We start from the raw sequence: 19,001 nt of genomic DNA, 5'->3' as shown, positions 1-19,001 counted from the left end.
AATGAGCCTCGACTAAGTGTAGTCGGGGCTTTTATTATGCAAATCAACGCACAACAACTGTATATAAAATATGTACTCATAGTTTAATTTAACTTATTTATTTAATTCAAAAAATACTATTCTTGAAGATATGAGTAAGTTTGTGCAACTTTAAAACCAGATGTTATGGCAAAGAAAATTGGGTATATTGAAAAAGATGGAGTAATATTTGTATCTGTCAAAGACGTATTTGAATACTTGCGCGAAATGGAGGTTATTACCACAGAAAAGTTAGAATGGGAATATCGGTGGAATTTTGAACAGGATATCATTAAACGCATGTACACTTGTTATAGGAGTGGTAATCGAACTAATTCAGATGTTCCTTGGATAATTGATGAAGAATTTTATTGTCATTGGTTGCGATTTACGTATTCAGACTTTACGAGAGCAATAAAGGTGTTGAGAAATGAACAGGAAATAAAGAGACTGGCGATGTTAATTGACCTTCATGACTTTTCTCGCAGTAAAATGTTTGTGAAGAGAAAATTTGCACTAAAATAATGTTTGTGGGAAAGAGGTAGCCGAATAAGCTACCTCTTTCAATTATAAATAGTTTTCTCCCAATCGTCTAACACGGTTACATCCCACCGCGGAAGATCCGGATTAATATAAGTTACTGACCTGCCATACACGGAGAAACTTTTTCCGATAAACTCGCTGATAGCTTCATCCTCTCCTTTTTGCAAACTGATATTCATAAAGATATGCATTTCATCCCAGTTGGAGGGTCCAATGAATAGAGATTCAATGAACCAACCTTTAACGGGAGCACCGACAACCTGGCCTTTTATTCGCTCAATAAGAGCAATTGCTTCTTCAAATGTCATATAGATGATTTTCCGGCAAATATAAGAAAAAGGTTTGGTTATCCTTTCATCAACATAATATCTGCCCTCATCTCTATATAGTCCTTATATTTTTCCGGGTCATTCACGTAGTCAATTACTCTATTTATGGCTATCTCCGCTTGTCTCTGCTTGACTTTTGTATAGAACCTGATTACGCCCTTGCTTTTGTCAGAGTGTCCGAGACAATAATCTATCACTCCGTCAGGTATGCCAAGTTCAGAGGCAAATTGCGCAAAGGTTTTACGAGCAGAATAGAAGCACAATGTCTGCTTTATTCCTAAATGCTCTTTTAGTTCCCTCATGCAAAGATTGATGTATTTTTGCAAATTAGAATAGGTATAAGAATACCCCAAATCCAAAAATCCGCTTTTATTTATGTACTTACTGATAATTGCTTTCGCTTCGCGATGTATAGGTATCGTTATGACTGATTTTCCAGTCTTAGCATGAACAGTCTTGATTCTTTCAAAAGAAAGTATATCCACCGACAAATCGACAGATAATAAATCTTTCAAGTTGATACCGCACAAATAGAAAGAGAGTAAAAACATGTCCCTACCTAAATTCAATCGTTTTCCTTCGACTTCTGCCTTTTGTATTTTCTGAAATTCGTCTATTGGAAGATCGCACTCTTTAGGTTCGGCTGTTGGTATTTTCGTGTACGCAAATGGGTGCACATCCGTTTTCAGAACACCTGATTTTATCAGCTCGTTTATCCGGGCTTTCAGATGGGTTAATCTCAATCCGATGTTTCCATTAGCATAGCCTTTCTTTATCATCCACTTTTTAAAATGCTCTACCAATAAAGTATTAATTGCAGGAATAGGTACATCTCCTTCCGCATTAGTAAACACCCGTACAGTCTCCTCATTCATTTTGGCATAGCTTTCCCTACCCTCTTCCCTAATTTCATTTATGCGTTGTTTCCAAAACTCCAAAAACGAGATATGTGAAGGGCGTTCCTTGGAGATTATAATCCGTTTTATCTGAATCGCAGAAAAATAGTCTATGCATTCAATGGAATCGAATTTCTCTTTGTATTGTGAAAACACAAATTCAAGCCTTTTATTCATGACGTTCGCATCTTTCCGGTAAGCGACTTTACCGTTGTCGAATTCTGCAATATCATCTAACAGAAACTCTGTTTTGATGTAGGCACGTTCTTTCTTCTGGGAGATGCAGACTAAGATTGGAAGCCTGCCATCATGTTCCTTAACGGAACTTAAAACTGTTAATCTGATTGTTGCCATAGTCGAATAATCAAAACACAATTCTACTATACAATTTTGTGCAAATATATACGCAGATTTATGTTTTTTTTATTCGGAATTGAATTTTTAGAAAAGAGAAACGCTGATTAAACAACTAATAATCAGCGTTTTATTTGAGAGCCGCTAGCCAGACTTGAACTGGCGACCTACGCGTTACGAATGCGTTGCTCTACCAACTGAGCTATAGCGGCGTTTGTCTCTCGTTTACGGCGTGCAAAATTACAGCTTTATTTGAGAAAACAAAAAGAATCCGATTATTTTTTGAGCTTAATTTTTAAATCAACTTTTGTTGACGTTATCTAAAACTTTTCTTTGCGTTCAAATTTTCCGTCCTCGGTATAGTACTTCCATGTACCCTTCGGTTTATTATTTGCATACTTTCCACGAAGTTTCAAGGTACCATCTTCATAATATTCACGGTAACGGCCGTGACGTTTCCCTTCTTTTACTTCCGCTTCACTCTTCAATGCGCCTTCCGGATAGAACTCCCGCAACACATTCCCTTCAAACTTTTCGACATAGAAACGTTTCAGTTCGCTCATCTGCTCTTTCTCGGTTTCAGCATCTTCGTTCATTTCCTTATCATCTTCATCAGTAGCAATAGCAACGGCAACCTCTTCCGGTTGATATGGGCTATAATCCATCACATACTGCAAAGAAGCCGAGTGATCCTCTCCTATAATCTGCATAGTCCAGTAAGGGAATGAATACAAAACGTCTTTGTTTGATTGTATTTCATTCCATGTGGCAGGATTCATCATCGGTTTCAACTGGGAATAAAACTTGCGCACATCTGTATATAAGAAAATAGTAGAACTTGATTTTAAATATGACAGTGCATTTTCAAAACCCGGATTATTTTTCAATAAATTCTTCTGCTCGTAATCTTCTACAAAGGAAAGTAAAGAAGCAGCTTTATTACTAAAAACGACATAATCGTCAACATAAGTATAGTATGGCTTCTCAAATTTATCAAATAGCTTCCCAAAGAACAAGCGGAAAAAGCCTTTCATCTCGATATAATTAATCTCGAAATCCTTATAATTAGCAGTCTTAATCTTAACCGGAGTACGTCGCTTAATCTTCTTTTCAATGAATTCCATGTTCTTACGGGCATCTTTAATACTTTTAGCCCTGATAGCCAGAATCAGTTCGGGATCATGTCCTAACAAACCTGGTTCGGATTGGGTAATAGCAAACTCTCCTGACATCCAACTCAAAAAGTTTTCTTCCAAAGATATACCGAATAACCCTTCTATCTTTTTCCGGGAACTTTGATAAGAATCATACAACTGTTTATTGTGAACCGACAGTGCATTCTCCAGTTCCTTTACAAAGGTCACCGGACTATTGAAACCTATATTCGTATAAAGAGCTGTCCGCCCGGACAGAATCTCATGTGCTTTCATTTTATGTTTTCCCGAATTCAACAAAGCAGTGACATAAGGATCGGCAGAATCTTTTTTCAATGTATATCCTTTCACTTCCATCCGCTCCTTATTCGTATTTAAATAAAGTCCGGCAAAATTCATGGAATTGCTAAACAGATCAATGTACTCATTTCTTGTACCTAAATAAATAGACATAAATTGAGGTACACGCGCATAATTGACGAAAACCCTGACAAGCCCCTTACCGGAAACCAACTTCTCTGTTTCAATAAAAGACTGATCAAGCCCGATTTTAGGTTTATTACGCGAATCAATAGCCGACTCGACAAGTCCGGATGTGTATGAACCAACCAAATGATTATCGACAAAAGCAATATAGAAAATATCCCTCGTCTCGGGATCGCGCATTTCAAGGATATTAATGCTATTATGCATCCGATTAGTCACAGTAAAACCACTCATAACCAATACGGTTTCAACCTGGTCTTTCAATAAGTCCATCTTTGATGTCTTCTGCATATCCAGAATAAGTAGAAACTCCCAATTAGTGGGACGAGTCTTATGGAGCGAAATAAGCATATCCCGCTCACCAACAAGCGACAATAATACCTTATTGCTTTTAACAACGGAATCCAGCTTCTCCACACTTTTCGTCACCTCCTCAAAAGATTTCGCTTTCTTCAGGCATTGCCACGTCTCGCTTCCACTAAACTTCTCCCAATCTTCAATCGGAGCCGATGACTGAATAATAAATGCCGCATCTTCCGGAACCAGATAGATCTGCTGAATATTACGATCAGGTGAGACAAATAAATAAACTACGGAATATACAACATATACCGCCAAAGCCAATGCAGTCACAACTAAAGTTCTCTTCACTATTTTCGAGGTACTTTTTTTCTTCTCCGGGCCTGCATTTTGCTCTCCTTGCCCGCAATTTAATTCATCCATTATTGAATTGTTATAAACTTGAATGGACAAAAATAGTAAAAAAGATGAGATTAATTAGTTAATTCATACTCATTTAGTGAATTAGTTCAATAAACAAGATTTTATAAAAAACAGTATAAAGGAGATATCCTCCCTCCTATTTTTATAAAAAACTATTCTGAATAAAGCATAAACCATTGACTCGTATCGTAAATATGTACTAACTTTACAGCATGAAAAAGAAATTCCAACTCGAAGTTCCGGGAGGAGCCGATAAAGTCTTACTTCATACCTGTTGTGCTCCTTGTTCATCAGCCATTATTGAATGTATGATGCAACATCACATCACCCCTGTTATCTATTATTGCAATCCTAATATCTATCCGCTGGAAGAGTATATGATAAGAAAAGACGAATGTACACGCTATGCCCAATCATTGGGATTGGAGATAATAGATGCTGATTACGATCATGAAAACTGGCGATGCCATATAGCAGGAATGGAGCAGGAACCCGAAAGAGGAGGACGCTGCCTACGTTGCTTTAAACTACGCTTATTGGAGACCGCCCGTTATGCACATGAACATGGCCTTTCCGTAATAACCACAACGCTTGCTTCCAGTCGTTGGAAAAGTCTGGAGCAGATTAATGAAGCCGGACAATATGCCACCGCTTCATACCCGGATGTCACATACTGGGAACAGAATTGGCGGAAAGGCGGACTTAGCGAACGACGCATCGCCATCATTAAAGAGTATAACTTCTACAACCAACAATATTGCGGTTGTGAATTCAGCATGAGAAAAGAAGAATAAAACAAACCCGCCATTACTAGCTAACCAATGAATCGAAGTAAAAAAGGTAAAAACAGAAAGCTATTCAAAAAGAAATCACATTCCAATAACAGATTAGGATGTATCATCGCCATCATTGTGCTCATTCCTATTCTTTTTGGCGTCTATTTATATTGCCAACAGATTAATACCCAGAATAATAATGAACCTCAAACCGATGTCTCCCTTCAAATTCCACTTGGCAAAGATCTGGAGACACCTGTATCACTAGTTCCCCGGCAAGAACAAATCATCCGCCATAGCGGATATACGGTATCATATAACAAAGATTTAAAAATTCCCAACTGGGTTTCTTACGAATTAACCAGGGAAGAAACCAAAGGAAAAGAAAAAAGAGGTAATCGCTTTATTGCCGATCCACTAGTGACAGGTCCGATTGCCACAAATGCCGACTATACCCGTTCAGGATACGACAAAGGACACATGGCTCCCGCAGCAGATATGAAATGGAGTCCTGAAGCCATGAAAGAATCATTTTATTTCAGCAATATGTGTCCGCAACATCCACAACTAAACAGAAGAGGATGGAAAAACCTGGAAGAAAAGATCCGGGATTGGGCTATAGCAGACAGCGCCATCATTATTATATGTGGCCCTATTATTGAAAAACAGCCTAAAACGATTGGGAAAAATAAGGTCGTAGTACCTCAACGGTTTTTCAAAGTAGTCCTATCTCCTTTTGCCAAACCGATACGGGCTATCGGCTTCTTATTCAACAATGAGCAGGCAATAGAACCTCTATCTTCATATGTAGTCACAGTGGATAGCATCGAGAGCCTGACTAATATGGATTTCTTCGCACCTTTACCCGATGAGATAGAAAACAAAATAGAAGCAAATGCAAATTATTCCCTCTGGCCGAACTAATTAACAACTCGCTTCACTAAGACTAACTTATCTACATACAAATGCTTATTCGTTCCACAGCTGTCATCCTTTAGTTCCACAGTTGTTATCTTTCAGTTCTACAGCTGTGGAACGAAAGAAAAACAATTGTAGAACGAATTAATAATCGCAATACAACCTAATACAATCAGCACATTCAATCTTTAAATATTAGAAAAGTCCGGAGTAATTCATCCTCTTTTCAACGATTCATTATAGAAAGGGATTACACCTATCCAAATTCTTTTTATCTTTGACGAACTTTTTAAATATACCTCAAAAGATGAAGAGAAAAAAGAGAAATATTCTACTATCAATTCTAATCGGAGCATTCCTCCTTTGTGCAATTGCCGGAGGCACCTTTTATTACTATCTGTTTGCTCCTCAATTTCATCCATCTAAAACCGTATATATTTATGTAGACCGCGATGATACAGCCGACTCTATCTATCATAAAATACAAAAAAACGGGCATGTCAATAAGTTCACCGGTTTCCAGTGGATGGCAAAATACAAAGATTTCGATCAGAATATCCATACCGGACGTTATGCCATTCGCCCCAATGACAATGTCTATCACGTATATAGTCGCTTTTCCAGAGGCTATCAGGAAGCGATCAACCTTACTATAGGAAGTGTCCGGACATTAGACCGGTTAGCACGAAGTATTGGAAAACAACTCATGATAGACTCTGCCGAAATCGCCAGCCAGTTATTCGACTCTACTTTCCAGGCTCAAATGGGATACACAACCATAACACTCCCCAGCCTTTTCATACCTGAAACCTATCAGGTATATTGGGACATGAGCGTAGACGACTTCTTTAAACGAATGAAGAATGAGCACGAACGCTTCTGGAACAAAGAACGTCTGGCACAAGCCACCGCCATCGGCATGACACCGGAAGAAGTCAGCACTCTTGCTTCCATCGTTGAAGAAGAAACCAACAACAATGAAGAAAAGCCAATGGTAGCCGGATTGTATATCAACCGTTTACATCAAGATATGCCTTTGCAGGCAGATCCTACCATCAAATTTGCACTACAGGATTTCGGTCTGCGCCGAATCACCAACGAAAATTTAAAAGTCAATTCCCCCTATAACACCTATATAAATACCGGTCTGCCTCCAGGCCCCATCCGTATCCCTTCTAAAAAGGGAATAGACAGCGTATTGAACTATACCAAACATAACTATATCTACATGTGTGCTAAAGAAGATTTTTCCGGAACTCACAACTTTGCATCCAATTATGCCGACCACATGGCAAATGCAAGAAAATACTGGAAAGCCCTGAATGAAAGAAAGATTTTCAAGTAAATTTGTGATAAAACGAACGGAAAAGCCTATCTTTGCCCGATAGATTAACAAACTGTGATCAACACTAAATAAAAGAAATATATATGAGCAAGCAACTCTTACTTGGCGATGAAGCCATTGCACAAGCTGCACTGGATGCCGGACTTTCAGGTGTTTATGCCTATCCTGGTACTCCTTCAACTGAAATTACGGAATATATTCAAATGGCCCCAATAACGACCGAACAGAATATACACAACCGTTGGTGTGCCAATGAAAAAACAGCGATGGAAGCTGCGTTGGGTATGTCATTCGTTGGTAAACGGGCATTAGTTTGTATGAAGCACGTAGGTATGAATGTAGCTGCCGACTGTTTTGTCAACTCTGCCATCACAGGCGTGAAAGGCGGATTGATCGTGATAGCAGCAGACGACCCCAGTATGCACTCTTCGCAGAACGAACAAGACAGCCGTTTCTACGGAGATTTCTCACTGATTCCCATGTACGAACCCAGCAATCAGCAGGAAGCGTATGATATGGTATACAGTGGTTTCGAATTCTCTGAAAAATTGGGCGAACCTATCTTGATGCGTATGGTAACCCGCCTTGCACACTCCCGCTCTGGAGTAGAACGCAAAGCACAAAAACCACAGAATGGCATCTCTTTCAGCGAAGATCCTCGTCAGTTCATCTTGTTACCAGGAAATGCCCGTAAACGCTACAAAGTATTACTTGCGCGCCAAGACGAGTTTATCAAAGCTTCGGAAGAATCACCTTATAATAAATATACAGATGGTCCTAACAAAAAGTTAGGAATTATCGCTTGTGGTATCGGCTACAACTATCTGATGGAAAACTATCCTGAAGGTTGCGAATATCCGGTACTTAAAATCGGCCAGTATCCATTGCCTAAAAAGCAATTACATCAATTGATTGAATCCTGTGACGAAATCCTCGTTCTGGAAGACGGACAACCCTTTGTAGAAAAACAATTGAAAGGTTATCTGGGCATCGGCGTTAAAGTAAAAGGACGCTTGGACGGCACTCTGTCACAGGATGGAGAATTAAATCCGGACTCTGTAGCCCGCGCCGTAGGCAAAGAGAATAAATCGGAATTCGGCATTCCTTCTGTCGTAGAAATGCGTCCGCCTGCACTTTGCGAAGGTTGCGGACATCGCGATATGTATATCACATTGACCGAAGTTCTGAAAGAAGAATACCCATCTCATAAAGTATTCAGTGACATCGGCTGTTACACGCTAGGTGCGAATGCTCCTTTCAATGCAATCAACTCATGTGTAGACATGGGTGCCTCCATCACGATGGCGAAAGGTGCGGCTGACGGAGGTCTTTTCCCGGCTGTAGCTGTCATCGGAGACTCCACATTCACTCATTCCGGAATGACCGGACTACTAGATTGTGTGAACGAGAATGCCAGTGTAACCATCGTCATCTCCGACAATGAAACTACTGCCATGACAGGTGGACAGGACTCTGCCGGAACCGGACGTATCGAAGCGATCTGTGCAGGTATCGGAGTAGATCCGGCTCATATCCGTGTCGTTACTCCGCTGAAGAAAAACTATGAGGAGATGAAGCAAATCATTCGCGAAGAGATCGAATACCGTGGTGTATCTGTCATTATTCCACGTAGAGAGTGTATCCAGACATTAGCACGCAAAAAAAGAAGTAAGTAAGCCATGAAGAAAGACATTATATTATCAGGAGTCGGTGGACAGGGAATTCTGTCTATTGCTACAGTGATCGGCAAAGCTGCCTTGAAAGAAGGATTATATATGAAACAAGCAGAAGTGCACGGAATGAGCCAACGCGGAGGAGATGTTCAATCCAACCTCCGTATCAGCGACCAGCCGATTGCTTCAGACTTGATCCCATCAGGTAAATGCGACCTTATCATTTCATTGGAACCCATGGAAGGATTGCGCTACCTCCCTTATCTTAGCCCTAACGGTTGGTTAGTGACTAACGAAACTCCGTTTGTCAATATCCCCAATTATCCGGAAGCAGACAAAGTAATGGCAGAAATCAATAAGCTGCCTCACAAAATTGTGTTGAACGTAGACAAAGTAGCCAAAGAAGTAGGCTCCGCCCGCGTTGCCAACATAGTCTTACTGGGAGCAACCATTCCATTCCTTGACATCGACTACGAAAAAGTACAAGACAGCATCCGTGAAATCTTCCTGCGCAAGGGAGAAGCAATTGTAGAAATGAATCTTAAAGCATTGGCCGCCGGCAAGGAAATTGCAGAAAAGCTAATGTAATAACAGACATTATCATGAATACACAATATTGGGAAGAAGAACTAGAAACCATGAGCCGGGAGAAGTTGCAGGAATTACAACTTCGACGGCTTAAGAAAACAATCAATATAGCTGCAAACTCCCCATATTACAAAGAAGTTTTCAGCAAACATGGCATCACAGCAGATAGCATACAATCATTAGACGATATCCGCAAATTGCCCTTTACTACCAAAGCCGATATGCGTGCCCACTATCCTTTCGGGCTGGTAGCAGGTGATATGAGCAATGATGGTGTACGTATTCACTCTTCCAGTGGTACTACCGGAAACCCGACAGTTATTGTTCACTCACAGCACGATCTCGACTCCTGGGCCAACCTGGTAGCCCGTTGCCTATACGCAGTAGGAATACGCAAGACCGACGTCTTCCAAAACAGCTCCGGATACGGTATGTTTACAGGAGGGCTGGGTTTCCAATACGGTGCAGAACGCCTGGGCTGCCTGACAGTTCCCGCTGCAGCCGGAAACAGTAAACGACAGATTAAATTCATCAACGACTTTAAGACTACCGCTTTACATGCTATCCCCAGCTATGCCATCCGCCTTGCCGAAGTCTTTCAGGAAGAAGGACTTGATCCCAAAGGAACCACACTGAAAACGCTGGTTATCGGTGCTGAACCTCACACCGACGAACAACGCCGGAAAATAGAAAAGATGCTGGGCGTAAAAGCATACAACAGCTTCGGTATGACAGAAATGAACGGCCCCGGCGTTGCTTTCGAATGTCAGGAACAAAACGGAATGCACTTCTGGGAAGACTGTTATCTGGTAGAAATTATCGATCCTGAAACAGGAGAACCCGTTCAGGAAGGAGAAATCGGAGAATTAGTGCTTACAACTCTCGACCGTGAGATGATGCCGTTAATCCGCTATCGCACCCGCGACTTAACCCGTATTCTTCCGGGGAAATGCCCCTGCGGCCGCACGCATATCCGTATCGACCGTATCAAGGGACGCAGTGATGATATGTTCATTATCAAGGGAGTAAATATCTTCCCGATGCAAGTAGAAAAGATACTCGTACAATTTCCCGAATTAGGCAGCAATTACCTGATTACACTGGAAACAGTCAACAACCAAGACGAGATGATCGTCGAAGTAGAATTAAGCGACCTTTCCACTGACAATTATATTGAACTGGAGAAGATCCGCAAGGATATAACCCGCCAATTAAAGGATGAAATATTGGTGACTCCCAAAGTTAAACTGGTAAAAAAAGGCTCTCTCCCGCAAAGCGAAGGAAAAGCCGTCCGAGTAAAAGACTTAAGAGACAACAAGTAACAATTCAAATTTCCATGTGCTAATATACCAACCGCTGTTCACCATGCGGAATGGAATATTAGCACATTATTTAATTAATATCATACAGCATGCAATTACTTAAAAAAAGAATTCTGCAAGACGGAAAGTGCTACGAAGGAGGTATCCTGAAAGTAGACGGTTTTATTAATCATCAAATGGACCCTGTCCTGATGAAATCAATCGGAGTTGAGTTTGTACGCCGTTTTGCAGCCACAAACGTAAATAAGATTATGACGATCGAAGCCAGCGGCATCGCCCCTGCTATCATGACAGGCTACCTGATGGATTTACCAGTTGTATTTGCAAAGAAAAAGTCTCCTAAAACCATCCAGAATGCACTAAGCACCACCGTGCACTCATTCACCAAAGACCGTGATTATGAAGTCGTTATCAGTGCAGATTTCCTCACCCCGAACGACAATGTTCTTTTCGTGGATGACTTTCTCGCATACGGAAATGCCGCATTGGGCATTATCGACCTCGTCAAGCAATCCGGAGCAAATCTGGTAGGAATGGGCTTCATTATTGAAAAAGCCTTTCAGAATGGCCGTAAAATGCTCGAGGAACAAGGTGTCAGAGTAGAAAGTCTGGCCATCATTGAAGACTTATCCAACTGCTGTATTAAAATCAAAGACGAGTAGATTGATTGGGGTTGAAATACTGCCCCTTATCTTTCGTCCTTTTTCCATATTGCACCGCATGCTGCGGACAAACATGATAACATGCCAGGCATGAGGTGCAATCCATTCCCCAAACAGGCCTTCCGTCCACAACTTTAACATTCTCCACCGGACAAATCTTCTCACAACGCTTGCACCCAATACAAGCATCGGTAGCATAAAAATGCTTGGGAGACATCTGAAAACGATTAAACAACGGATTTATAATCCTCGTCTTGATAAAAGGCATACTCCCTTCATGACAGAGAAACATCTCTTCCCTCTTACTTATCAAAGCATTTATTTTACTGACAGTCGAAACAGCCTCCGCTAGTTTTTTCTCTTCCAACTCTTTATTATCCACGTCAAAACCGGGAAGCAAGACATAATTATTAGGCATAGTCACCGAAAAACCAGCGTGACATTCCCAACCTTTATTCTTCAATGCCTTCGCCAGCACTTGCTGGGTAAGCCCGGTATCATCACCACAGGAACAAACAAAAAATAAATATTGTCTTTTATACCCCCTTAAAGAGAGCTGTCGAACAAAGTTCAATACTATTTCAGGAGGTCCCCACGAATAGATAGGAAATACAAAGCCGATCTTTTCATCTGCCTGCAAACTAAACTCCAATGCTCCATTCTTTAGCGCATCAGGAATAAAAACCAACTCTTCTTTTTGCTCTTTGGAAAGCTGATTTGCAATCCACTTAGAATTACCTGTACCGGAGAAATAAAATATCATAGAAAAGTATATAAAAAAGCCGCATCGACGATGTGATGAAACTCTGATAGAACAAGATTTGAGCGCTCGCCCTCTTTGTAATCCACCGGCTTAAAGCTGTCCCGAAGGATGTGGCCCGCCATTGAAGAACGAAGCTTTCTCGGTGCATCAGATTAATTTGAAGAGTTTCCCGATCCAGTCGATACGGCTAATATTTTTGTATCACAAATGTAATAAGAATCTATGAGACTAACAAGAAAAAAAAGGAATTTGTTTACCTACTAACATTTTTTTCACTCCCTTTTATCCGCCTAACAAAAGAAAAGTGTCAGTTACTGGCTTAGTAACTGACACTTTGTAACTCGTAAACTATTGATGCTTAAGCAGCTTTAGCCTTAGCAACTACAGCTTTGAAAGCTTCCGGGTGATTCATAGCTAAATCAGCCAAAACCTTACGGTTTATTTCAATACCGGCTTTGTGCAGACCGCCCATCAATTTAGAATAAGACATTCCTTCAAGACGTGCAGCAGCGTTGATACGTTGTATCCAAAGAGCGCGGAAGTTTCTTTTCTTATTTCTACGGTCACGGAACGCGTAAGTCAAACCCTTTTCCCAAGTGTTTTTAGCTACGGTCCATACATTCTTTCTTGCACCAAAGTAACCTCTGGTCAATTTCAAAATTTTCTTTCTTCTTGCTTTTGAAGCAACATGATTTACTGATCTTGGCATAGTTTTACTTTTTTTGAATGTTAGCGCCGCTACTTCACGCAGCGAACTTCAGGCTAATGCATTCGGTTAATACTTTAATAATACTTTTACGCTTTTGATTACTTCATTGCTAAGAGTTCCTTAACCTGGCTTACATTTGTTGTATCAACAGTTGTAGAGTAGCACAGATTTCTTTTTCTCTTCTTGGATTTCTTAGTCAAAATGTGACTGTGAAAAGCGTGCTTTCTTTTGATTTTACCTGTTCCGGTAAGGGTAAACCTTTTTTTAGAACCGGAGTTAGTCTTCATCTTTGGCATCTTACTTGTTTTTAAATTATTAAATATATAATGGCAACGCACTATACCTGCGCGTTACGCATCCTTTTCTTATTCTTCGCTCGTTTCCGGCTTCTCTGCTTTTTGTGCAGGAGCAGCAGGTTTCGGTGCTCCGGCTGTTGCAGGCTTTTTAGGAGCTTCTTTCTTCTTCGGAGAAAGCTGTATAGTCATACGCTTACCTTCCAGTATCGGCATCTGATCTACTTTAGCATAGTCTTCCAAATCATTCGCAAAACGAAGCAACAATACTTCACCTTGTTCCTTAAAAAGGATAGAACGACCTTTAAAAAATACATAAGCCTTCACCTTATCACCGTCTTCCAAGAATCCTTTAGCATGCTTCAACTTAAAGTTGTAATCATGGTCATCTGTCTGGGGACCAAAACGAATCTCCTTCATATTAACCTTCACCTGCTTCGCTTTCTGTTCCTTCTGACGTTTCTTTAATTGATAAAGAAATTTAGAATAATCAATAATACGACAAACAGGGGGTTGAGCATTAGGAGAAATTTCCACTAAATCCAATTCTTTTTCTTCAGCCATTTTCAGAGCCTGAAAGATTGGATATACTTTCGGTTCAATATCATCGCTTACTATGCGAACTTCCTTGGCACGAATCTGTTCATTGATTCTGTATTGCCCTTTTAGAGTGTCATTCTTCATTAAAAACGTTTACTTCCTGGTTTGATCTTTTTATTGTTATACTAAATATTTTATTCTGAAACGGCTGCAAAGTTACCATTTATTTATCATATTCTGAACTTCTTCGTTCAAAATTTTAGCAAATTCTTCAAATTTCATGGTTCCTTTGTCACCTTCGCCTTGTCTACGAACAGAAACTTCACCATTTTCCGCCTCTTTTTCACCGACAATCAGCATATAAGGAATGCGCTTCATTTCATTATCACGAATCTTGCGGCCGATCTTCTCGTTACGATCATCTACAATCGCACGGATTTCGTGTATTTTCAGATACATCTTCACCTGTTCTGCATATTCATTGAACTTCTCACTGATCGGCAGAATAACTACCTGTTCCGGTGTCAGCCACAATGGGAACTTACCGGCAGTATGCTCAATCAATACAGCAACAAAACGTTCCATTGATCCGAACGGAGCACGGTGAATCATCACCGGACGATGCTTCTGATTATCAGAACCCATATATTCAAGTTCAAAGCGTTCCGGCAAGTTATAGTCAACCTGGATAGTACCCAGCTGCCAACGACGACCAATAGCGTCTTTCACCATAAAGTCGAGCTTAGGACCATAAAAAGCAGCTTCTCCATACTCAATCTTAGCAGGCAAGCCCTTCTCCGCACAAGCCTCGATAATAGCCTGTTCCGCTTTTTCCCAGTTATCATCGCTACCAATATACTTTTCACGGTTCACCTTATCACGCAAAGATATCTGTGCTTCAAAATTCTGGAAATCCATAGAACGGAACACAATAGATATAATATCCATCACACGAAGGAACTCATCTTTCACCTGCTCCGGACGACAGAAGATATGCGCATCATCCTGCGTAAAGCTACGAACACGAGTTAAACCATGTAACTCTCCACTTTGTTCATAACGACAAACCGTACCAAATTCAGCGATACGCAACGGAAGGTCTTTATAAGAACGTGGGAAGTTCTTGTAAATCTCACAGTGGTGAGGACAGTTCATTGGTTTCAAGAAATACTCTTCCCCCTCTTCCGGAGTATGGATAGGTTGGAAGGCATCCTTGCCATATTTTGCATAGTGGCCCGAAGTCACATACAGCAACTTATTACCGATTGGCGGAGTAATCACCTCCTGATAATCGTAACGTGTCTGGATACGACGTAAGAACTCCTGCAGACGCAGACGCAATGCAGTACCTTTCGGCAACCACATAGGAAGTCCCTTACCTACAGTTTCGGAGAACATAAACAACTGCATCTCCTTACCAATCTTACGATGGTCACGCTTCTTCGCTTCTTCCAATAACACCAGATATTCATCCAGCATTTTCTTCTTCGGGAACGTGATACCATAAATACGAGTCAGCATCTTACGATCTTCATGACCACGCCAATAAGCACCAGCCACTGAAGTCAACTTAATAGCCTTGATCGGAGCAGTCGTCATCAAGTGAGGACCACGACAAAGGTCAGTAAATGCACCCTGGGTATAAGTCGTAATGTGTCCGTCTTCCAGTTCAGAAATCAATTCACATTTATATGTTTCGCCACGGTCACCAAACATTTTCAGAGCATCCGTTTTTGCGATGCTTTTTCTGACTACGTCTTCTTTCTTTGCAGCCAGTTCCAACATTTTAGCTTCAATGGCAGGAAGGTCGCTTTCTTTAATTACCGCTTCACCCGGATCCACATCATAGTAGAATCCGTTTTCAATAGCCGGTCCGATACCAAACTGGATACCCGGATAAAGTTCCTGCAAAGCTTCCGCCAACAAGTGTGCACTTGTATGCCAGAATGCATGCTTACCTTCTTCATCATCCCATTTATAAAGAACAAAATTAGCATCTTCATTAATAGGACGTCCTAAATCATAAGTCTCGCCGTTCACGCCACATGCCAGCACTTCCTGTGCCAGACGCGAGCTGATACTTTCAGCAATCTGTAAACCGTTCACTCCTTCGTTATACTCACGAACGGAGCCATCGGGAAATGTTATCTTTATCATAATATGATGATGTTATATTTTCACAATTTGAACGCAAAAGTAACTAAATCTTTTGAGTTTTCTATTTTTTATCAAAAAAATGTTATTCCGATTGATCTGTAAAACGTTTGATAACATTATAAGCAGAAACAATCCCCAACTCACCGGCTTTACTCAAATCTGAAATACCCAGCTTATTATTTCCTAAGAAAATATGAGTCAGTCCACGGTTGAAATAAGCATCCGCAAAATCAGGATTTAGCTCGATCGCCTTATCGTAGTCGATAATTGCGGCACGGTAATCTTTCAACATGGCAGAAACATTAGCACGATTATAATATGCGTACACAAAGTCCGGAGCCAGATTAATCACCTTATCCAAGTCTTTTCTGACCACTTCATAATCTACCGCAGTAATCTCTTTACGCTTATTATCACCCGGAACAACATCTGTTTCGACAGCTTGTTCAGCCTTCTGATATTCCAACTGTTTACAACGGATCAGTGCACGCATAAAATATGCCGGGAAGAAATCACCATCCAGCAAGATCGTCTGGGTCAAATCGGAAACCGCACTCGAGAAATCCTGCACCAGATAAAAATCAATCGCACGGGCAAAACGTTTCGAAGCATTCTTGTCATCTTCCACAATCGCCGATGTGTGTGTATCAATCAAGGCAAAATGCACCTTCACCTGTTCTTCCGTCAACGGAGCTTCCATATTTGTGATACGAAGACGTTTCGGAAGTATACCCGTACGGTTCAAGTCTTCAATATATTTGTGGAAGTTCACCGAACGCTTCACGTCACTCATCTTCTCATAATAAGTCAAAGCGAACATCGGTTCCAGCGTTATATTTACGTTCTTATCCTGCACACGACCCCGATAATCACTTGTATAGCGTTGTTCGGCTTCAGAATCATCCGCAATCACTATCTTACGATAGTTATTCATATTCTTATCCGATTTTTTACGGGTCTTCTCTCCGCTTTCATCTTCGTTTTCCTTATCCTTGTTCTGTGCTACATCTTTATTCGTCACACCGTTCTGCTTGTCAATCTGCGCCTTCATGACTTTAAATTCATCCTGCTCCGCACCCTTCTTATCTCCAATCTTTCTGCGAGCTTCCGAACGTTGATAATATCCAGCCAGGAAGTTCGGATACTGATTGATAACAGTTGTGTAATCTTGTATAGCTCCGCGATAATCACCCGTTTGCGCACGAAGCAAACCACGATTAAAGACAGCCATCATATTATCCGGCTCCATCTTGATAACAAAGTCGAAGTCTTCGATAGCCCGGTTATCATCTCCTACCTGTGCACGTAACAATCCGCGATTATAATGACCGATAAAGTTATTCGGGTCAATATCCAATGCCAGATCATAATCGCTCATGGCACCTCTTAAATTATTCTGATGAAAACGTGCCAATGCACGGTTTATATAATTTCCTGCATTCTTAGCACTCAACGGAATAGCACGGTTGAAATCCGCTTCCGCTTCCGCATACTTAGCCTGTTGTAATTTAACAATCGCTCTTGCAGCCCAAGCATCCGGATCATATTTATCCAGTTCAAGCGCCTTATTGAAGTCATTCAAGGCAGCAATTGTATCTTTCTGTTGCAAAGACACCTCCCCCCTCATCAAATAAGCACGGGTATAACGTGGAGACACCTTCAACAAACTTTCCAAGTCCTCTTTTGCAGCATCATAATCCTTCTTCTGGATATGAGATAATGTCAGGTTATGCCATAAGGTAATATTCTCCGGATCATAATGCAACGCTTTCTTATAATCCTCAATCGCTCCATCAAATTTATTCTGACGAATCCTTGCCAAACCACGAATCTGATAAGCACCCACCACAAATGGATTACGCTGGATAGCTGCATCACAGTCTGCTTCAGCACCCTGAAAATCCTCCAGATTCAGTTTGGCCAATGCCCTGAAGAAATAAGGTTCATACAGATAAGGCTTAGCGTTAATGACCTGGTTAAAGTACTGAATAGAAAGCACATAGTCCTCAAAATAAAGAGCATTTCGGGCAATAGTCATCACCCGATCCGTATTTATTTGAGCACACACCAGCGTTGGGAACAGTAATAAAACTGTTAAGATTCTTTTTACCATTGATATTTTATGCTTGTAAACGAAGCAAAAATAATGCTTTTCGCTTACTTAACAGGGATATAAACGTTTTTTATCTTTATTTCACCTGTTTCATCTTATATGAACTGCGTGCTTTTCCCTTCAACATCGTATTCAGCTTTCCTTTAATCATCTGCTTACGAAGCGGTGAGATATGGTCGATGAACATCTTACCATCCAAATGATCGAACTCATGTTGCATCACCCGAGCCAGATAACCTTCCACCTCTTCCTCATGCTCCACAAAATTCTCGTCCATATATTTCACGCGAATTTTATTACCTCTTTTCACTGTTTCGTGAATACCGGGAAGGCTTAAGCATCCCTCTTCCATATTCACTTCTTCCCCCCCAACTTCCAATATGTGGGGATTGATATAAGCCTTATTGAAGTCTTTAAATTCAGGATATTCCTCCGAAAGCGGATCCAATGTAATCGTGACCACGCGAATAGGCAAACCAATCTGCGGAGCAGCCAGTCCTACGCCATCAGCATGCACCATTGTTTCGAACATGTTCTCAATCAACTCTTTCAGATTCGGATAATCCGGTGTTATGTCCTCTGCAACCTTTCTCAATACAGGTTGACCATATACATAAATAGGTAAAATCATATTTTTAT

18 protein-coding genes and 1 tRNA gene are annotated in these 19,001 nt (G+C 40.8%); 8 read left to right on the top strand and 11 right to left on the bottom strand.

The annotated features are described in order from the left end of the window. Nucleotides 1-165: 165 nt before the first annotated feature. A complete protein-coding gene (locus CJF29_RS09405; protein ID WP_074558151.1) occupies nucleotides 166-543 on the top strand; it encodes a hypothetical protein in 378 nt (125 codons plus the stop codon). Nucleotides 544-581: 38 nt separating this feature from the next. Here CJF29_RS09405 and CJF29_RS09400 read toward each other — a convergent pair whose 3' ends face one another. The 4 genes from CJF29_RS09400 to CJF29_RS09385 all read right to left on the bottom strand — a co-directional run bounded on the left by CJF29_RS09400 (nucleotide 582) and on the right by CJF29_RS09385 (nucleotide 4,503). Then, a complete protein-coding gene (locus tag CJF29_RS09400; RefSeq protein WP_099147262.1) occupies nucleotides 582-869 on the bottom strand; it encodes a hypothetical protein in 288 nt (95 codons plus the stop codon). 38 nt (nucleotides 870-907) lie between these two features. Next, complete coding sequence (locus CJF29_RS09395; protein ID WP_099147261.1) at nucleotides 908-2,140, bottom strand: tyrosine-type recombinase/integrase; 1,233 nt, start codon at nucleotides 2,138-2,140, stop codon at nucleotides 908-910. Between the two features lie 139 nt (nucleotides 2,141-2,279). After that, nucleotides 2,280-2,352: transfer RNA gene (locus tag CJF29_RS09390), tRNA-Thr, on the bottom strand. A 108-nt stretch (nucleotides 2,353-2,460) separates the two neighbouring features. Then, nucleotides 2,461-4,503, bottom strand: coding sequence for a toxin-antitoxin system YwqK family antitoxin (locus CJF29_RS09385; RefSeq protein ID WP_099147260.1), 2,043 nt, complete (start codon nucleotides 4,501-4,503; stop codon nucleotides 2,461-2,463). 212 nt (nucleotides 4,504-4,715) lie between these two features. On the opposite strand from CJF29_RS09385, the gene CJF29_RS09380 reads away from it, so the two are divergent. The 7 genes from CJF29_RS09380 (at nucleotide 4,716) to xpt (ending at nucleotide 11,787) form a co-directional block, all read left to right on the top strand. Beyond that, the gene (locus tag CJF29_RS09380; protein ID WP_004297549.1) at nucleotides 4,716-5,297 is read left to right on the top strand and encodes an epoxyqueuosine reductase QueH; all 582 of its coding nucleotides are present in this window, start codon (nucleotides 4,716-4,718) and stop codon (nucleotides 5,295-5,297) included. A 27-nt stretch (nucleotides 5,298-5,324) separates the two neighbouring features. Continuing rightward, the gene (locus CJF29_RS09375; RefSeq protein WP_074559552.1) at nucleotides 5,325-6,203 is read left to right on the top strand and encodes a DNA/RNA non-specific endonuclease; all 879 of its coding nucleotides are present in this window, start codon (nucleotides 5,325-5,327) and stop codon (nucleotides 6,201-6,203) included. Between the two features lie 301 nt (nucleotides 6,204-6,504). Continuing rightward, entirely contained in the window at nucleotides 6,505-7,542 is a 1,038-nt protein-coding gene (gene mltG / locus CJF29_RS09370; RefSeq protein ID WP_074559550.1) for an endolytic transglycosylase MltG, read from the top strand. An 83-nt stretch (nucleotides 7,543-7,625) separates the two neighbouring features. Further along, nucleotides 7,626-9,218, top strand: a complete 1,593-nt coding sequence (locus CJF29_RS09365; protein ID WP_004297545.1) for a thiamine pyrophosphate-dependent enzyme — start codon at nucleotides 7,626-7,628, stop codon at nucleotides 9,216-9,218. Nucleotides 9,219-9,221: 3 nt separating this feature from the next. Further along, nucleotides 9,222-9,803, top strand: coding sequence for an indolepyruvate oxidoreductase subunit beta (locus CJF29_RS09360; RefSeq protein ID WP_004297544.1), 582 nt, complete (start codon nucleotides 9,222-9,224; stop codon nucleotides 9,801-9,803). Between the two features lie 14 nt (nucleotides 9,804-9,817). After that, nucleotides 9,818-11,125: a phenylacetate--CoA ligase gene (locus CJF29_RS09355; RefSeq protein WP_004297543.1), complete on the top strand. Its 1,308-nt coding sequence runs from the start codon at nucleotides 9,818-9,820 to the stop codon at nucleotides 11,123-11,125. Nucleotides 11,126-11,214: 89 nt separating this feature from the next. Continuing rightward, complete coding sequence (xpt, locus tag CJF29_RS09350; RefSeq protein WP_004307242.1) at nucleotides 11,215-11,787, top strand: xanthine phosphoribosyltransferase; 573 nt, start codon at nucleotides 11,215-11,217, stop codon at nucleotides 11,785-11,787. On the opposite strand, the gene CJF29_RS09345 is transcribed toward xpt, so the two are convergent. From CJF29_RS09345 to def, 7 genes are all read right to left on the bottom strand, one after another. Beyond that, a complete protein-coding gene (locus tag CJF29_RS09345) occupies nucleotides 11,774-12,550 on the bottom strand; it encodes an EFR1 family ferrodoxin (RefSeq protein WP_099147259.1) in 777 nt (258 codons plus the stop codon). The two genes, xpt and CJF29_RS09345, sit on opposite strands and share 14 nt — an antisense overlap. A gap of 358 nt (nucleotides 12,551-12,908) precedes the next feature. After that, nucleotides 12,909-13,259 (bottom strand): 50S ribosomal protein L20, encoded by a 351-nt coding sequence (rplT, locus tag CJF29_RS09340; RefSeq protein ID WP_004297540.1) that lies wholly within the window; start codon nucleotides 13,257-13,259, stop codon nucleotides 12,909-12,911. A 98-nt stretch (nucleotides 13,260-13,357) separates the two neighbouring features. Then, entirely contained in the window at nucleotides 13,358-13,555 is a 198-nt protein-coding gene (rpmI, locus tag CJF29_RS09335; RefSeq protein ID WP_004297539.1) for a 50S ribosomal protein L35, read from the bottom strand. A gap of 69 nt (nucleotides 13,556-13,624) precedes the next feature. Further along, nucleotides 13,625-14,236, bottom strand: coding sequence for a translation initiation factor IF-3 (gene infC / locus CJF29_RS09330; protein ID WP_074559543.1), 612 nt, complete (start codon nucleotides 14,234-14,236; stop codon nucleotides 13,625-13,627). Between the two features lie 72 nt (nucleotides 14,237-14,308). Continuing rightward, the gene (thrS, locus tag CJF29_RS09325) at nucleotides 14,309-16,249 is read right to left on the bottom strand and encodes a threonine--tRNA ligase (protein WP_004297531.1); all 1,941 of its coding nucleotides are present in this window, start codon (nucleotides 16,247-16,249) and stop codon (nucleotides 14,309-14,311) included. 82 nt (nucleotides 16,250-16,331) lie between these two features. After that, nucleotides 16,332-18,362: a tetratricopeptide repeat protein gene (locus tag CJF29_RS09320; RefSeq protein WP_099147258.1), complete on the bottom strand. Its 2,031-nt coding sequence runs from the start codon at nucleotides 18,360-18,362 to the stop codon at nucleotides 16,332-16,334. 76 nt (nucleotides 18,363-18,438) lie between these two features. Beyond that, nucleotides 18,439-18,993, bottom strand: coding sequence for a peptide deformylase (gene def / locus CJF29_RS09315; protein WP_074559540.1), 555 nt, complete (start codon nucleotides 18,991-18,993; stop codon nucleotides 18,439-18,441). Nucleotides 18,994-19,001 lie beyond the last annotated feature (8 nt).

Source organism: Bacteroides celer (genome assembly GCF_002632415.2).
Lineage (GTDB): Bacteria > Bacteroidota > Bacteroidia > Bacteroidales > Bacteroidaceae > Bacteroides.
The sequence above is the reverse complement of the archived record's forward strand: the minus strand, read 5'-3'. Positions and strand labels throughout refer to the sequence as shown.

Coding starts and splice junctions, on each gene's coding strand:
- CJF29_RS09405 (WP_074558151.1), top strand. CDS start 166: ATGGCAAAGAAAATTGGGTATATTGAAAAAGATGGAGTAATATTTGTA.
- CJF29_RS09400 (WP_099147262.1), bottom strand. CDS start 869: ATGACATTTGAAGAAGCAATTGCTCTTATTGAGCGAATAAAAGGCCAG.
- CJF29_RS09395 (WP_099147261.1), bottom strand. CDS start 2,140: ATGGCAACAATCAGATTAACAGTTTTAAGTTCCGTTAAGGAACATGAT.
- CJF29_RS09385 (WP_099147260.1), bottom strand. CDS start 4,503: ATGGATGAATTAAATTGCGGGCAAGGAGAGCAAAATGCAGGCCCGGAG.
- CJF29_RS09380 (WP_004297549.1), top strand. CDS start 4,716: ATGAAAAAGAAATTCCAACTCGAAGTTCCGGGAGGAGCCGATAAAGTC.
- CJF29_RS09375 (WP_074559552.1), top strand. CDS start 5,325: ATGAATCGAAGTAAAAAAGGTAAAAACAGAAAGCTATTCAAAAAGAAA.
- mltG (WP_074559550.1), top strand. CDS start 6,505: ATGAAGAGAAAAAAGAGAAATATTCTACTATCAATTCTAATCGGAGCA.
- CJF29_RS09365 (WP_004297545.1), top strand. CDS start 7,626: ATGAGCAAGCAACTCTTACTTGGCGATGAAGCCATTGCACAAGCTGCA.
- CJF29_RS09360 (WP_004297544.1), top strand. CDS start 9,222: ATGAAGAAAGACATTATATTATCAGGAGTCGGTGGACAGGGAATTCTG.
- CJF29_RS09355 (WP_004297543.1), top strand. CDS start 9,818: ATGAATACACAATATTGGGAAGAAGAACTAGAAACCATGAGCCGGGAG.
- xpt (WP_004307242.1), top strand. CDS start 11,215: ATGCAATTACTTAAAAAAAGAATTCTGCAAGACGGAAAGTGCTACGAA.
- CJF29_RS09345 (WP_099147259.1), bottom strand. CDS start 12,550: ATGATATTTTATTTCTCCGGTACAGGTAATTCTAAGTGGATTGCAAAT.
- rplT (WP_004297540.1), bottom strand. CDS start 13,259: ATGCCAAGATCAGTAAATCATGTTGCTTCAAAAGCAAGAAGAAAGAAA.
- rpmI (WP_004297539.1), bottom strand. CDS start 13,555: ATGCCAAAGATGAAGACTAACTCCGGTTCTAAAAAAAGGTTTACCCTT.
- infC (WP_074559543.1), bottom strand. CDS start 14,236: ATGAAGAATGACACTCTAAAAGGGCAATACAGAATCAATGAACAGATT.
- thrS (WP_004297531.1), bottom strand. CDS start 16,249: ATGATAAAGATAACATTTCCCGATGGCTCCGTTCGTGAGTATAACGAA.
- CJF29_RS09320 (WP_099147258.1), bottom strand. CDS start 18,362: ATGGTAAAAAGAATCTTAACAGTTTTATTACTGTTCCCAACGCTGGTG.
- def (WP_074559540.1), bottom strand. CDS start 18,993: ATGATTTTACCTATTTATGTATATGGTCAACCTGTATTGAGAAAGGTT.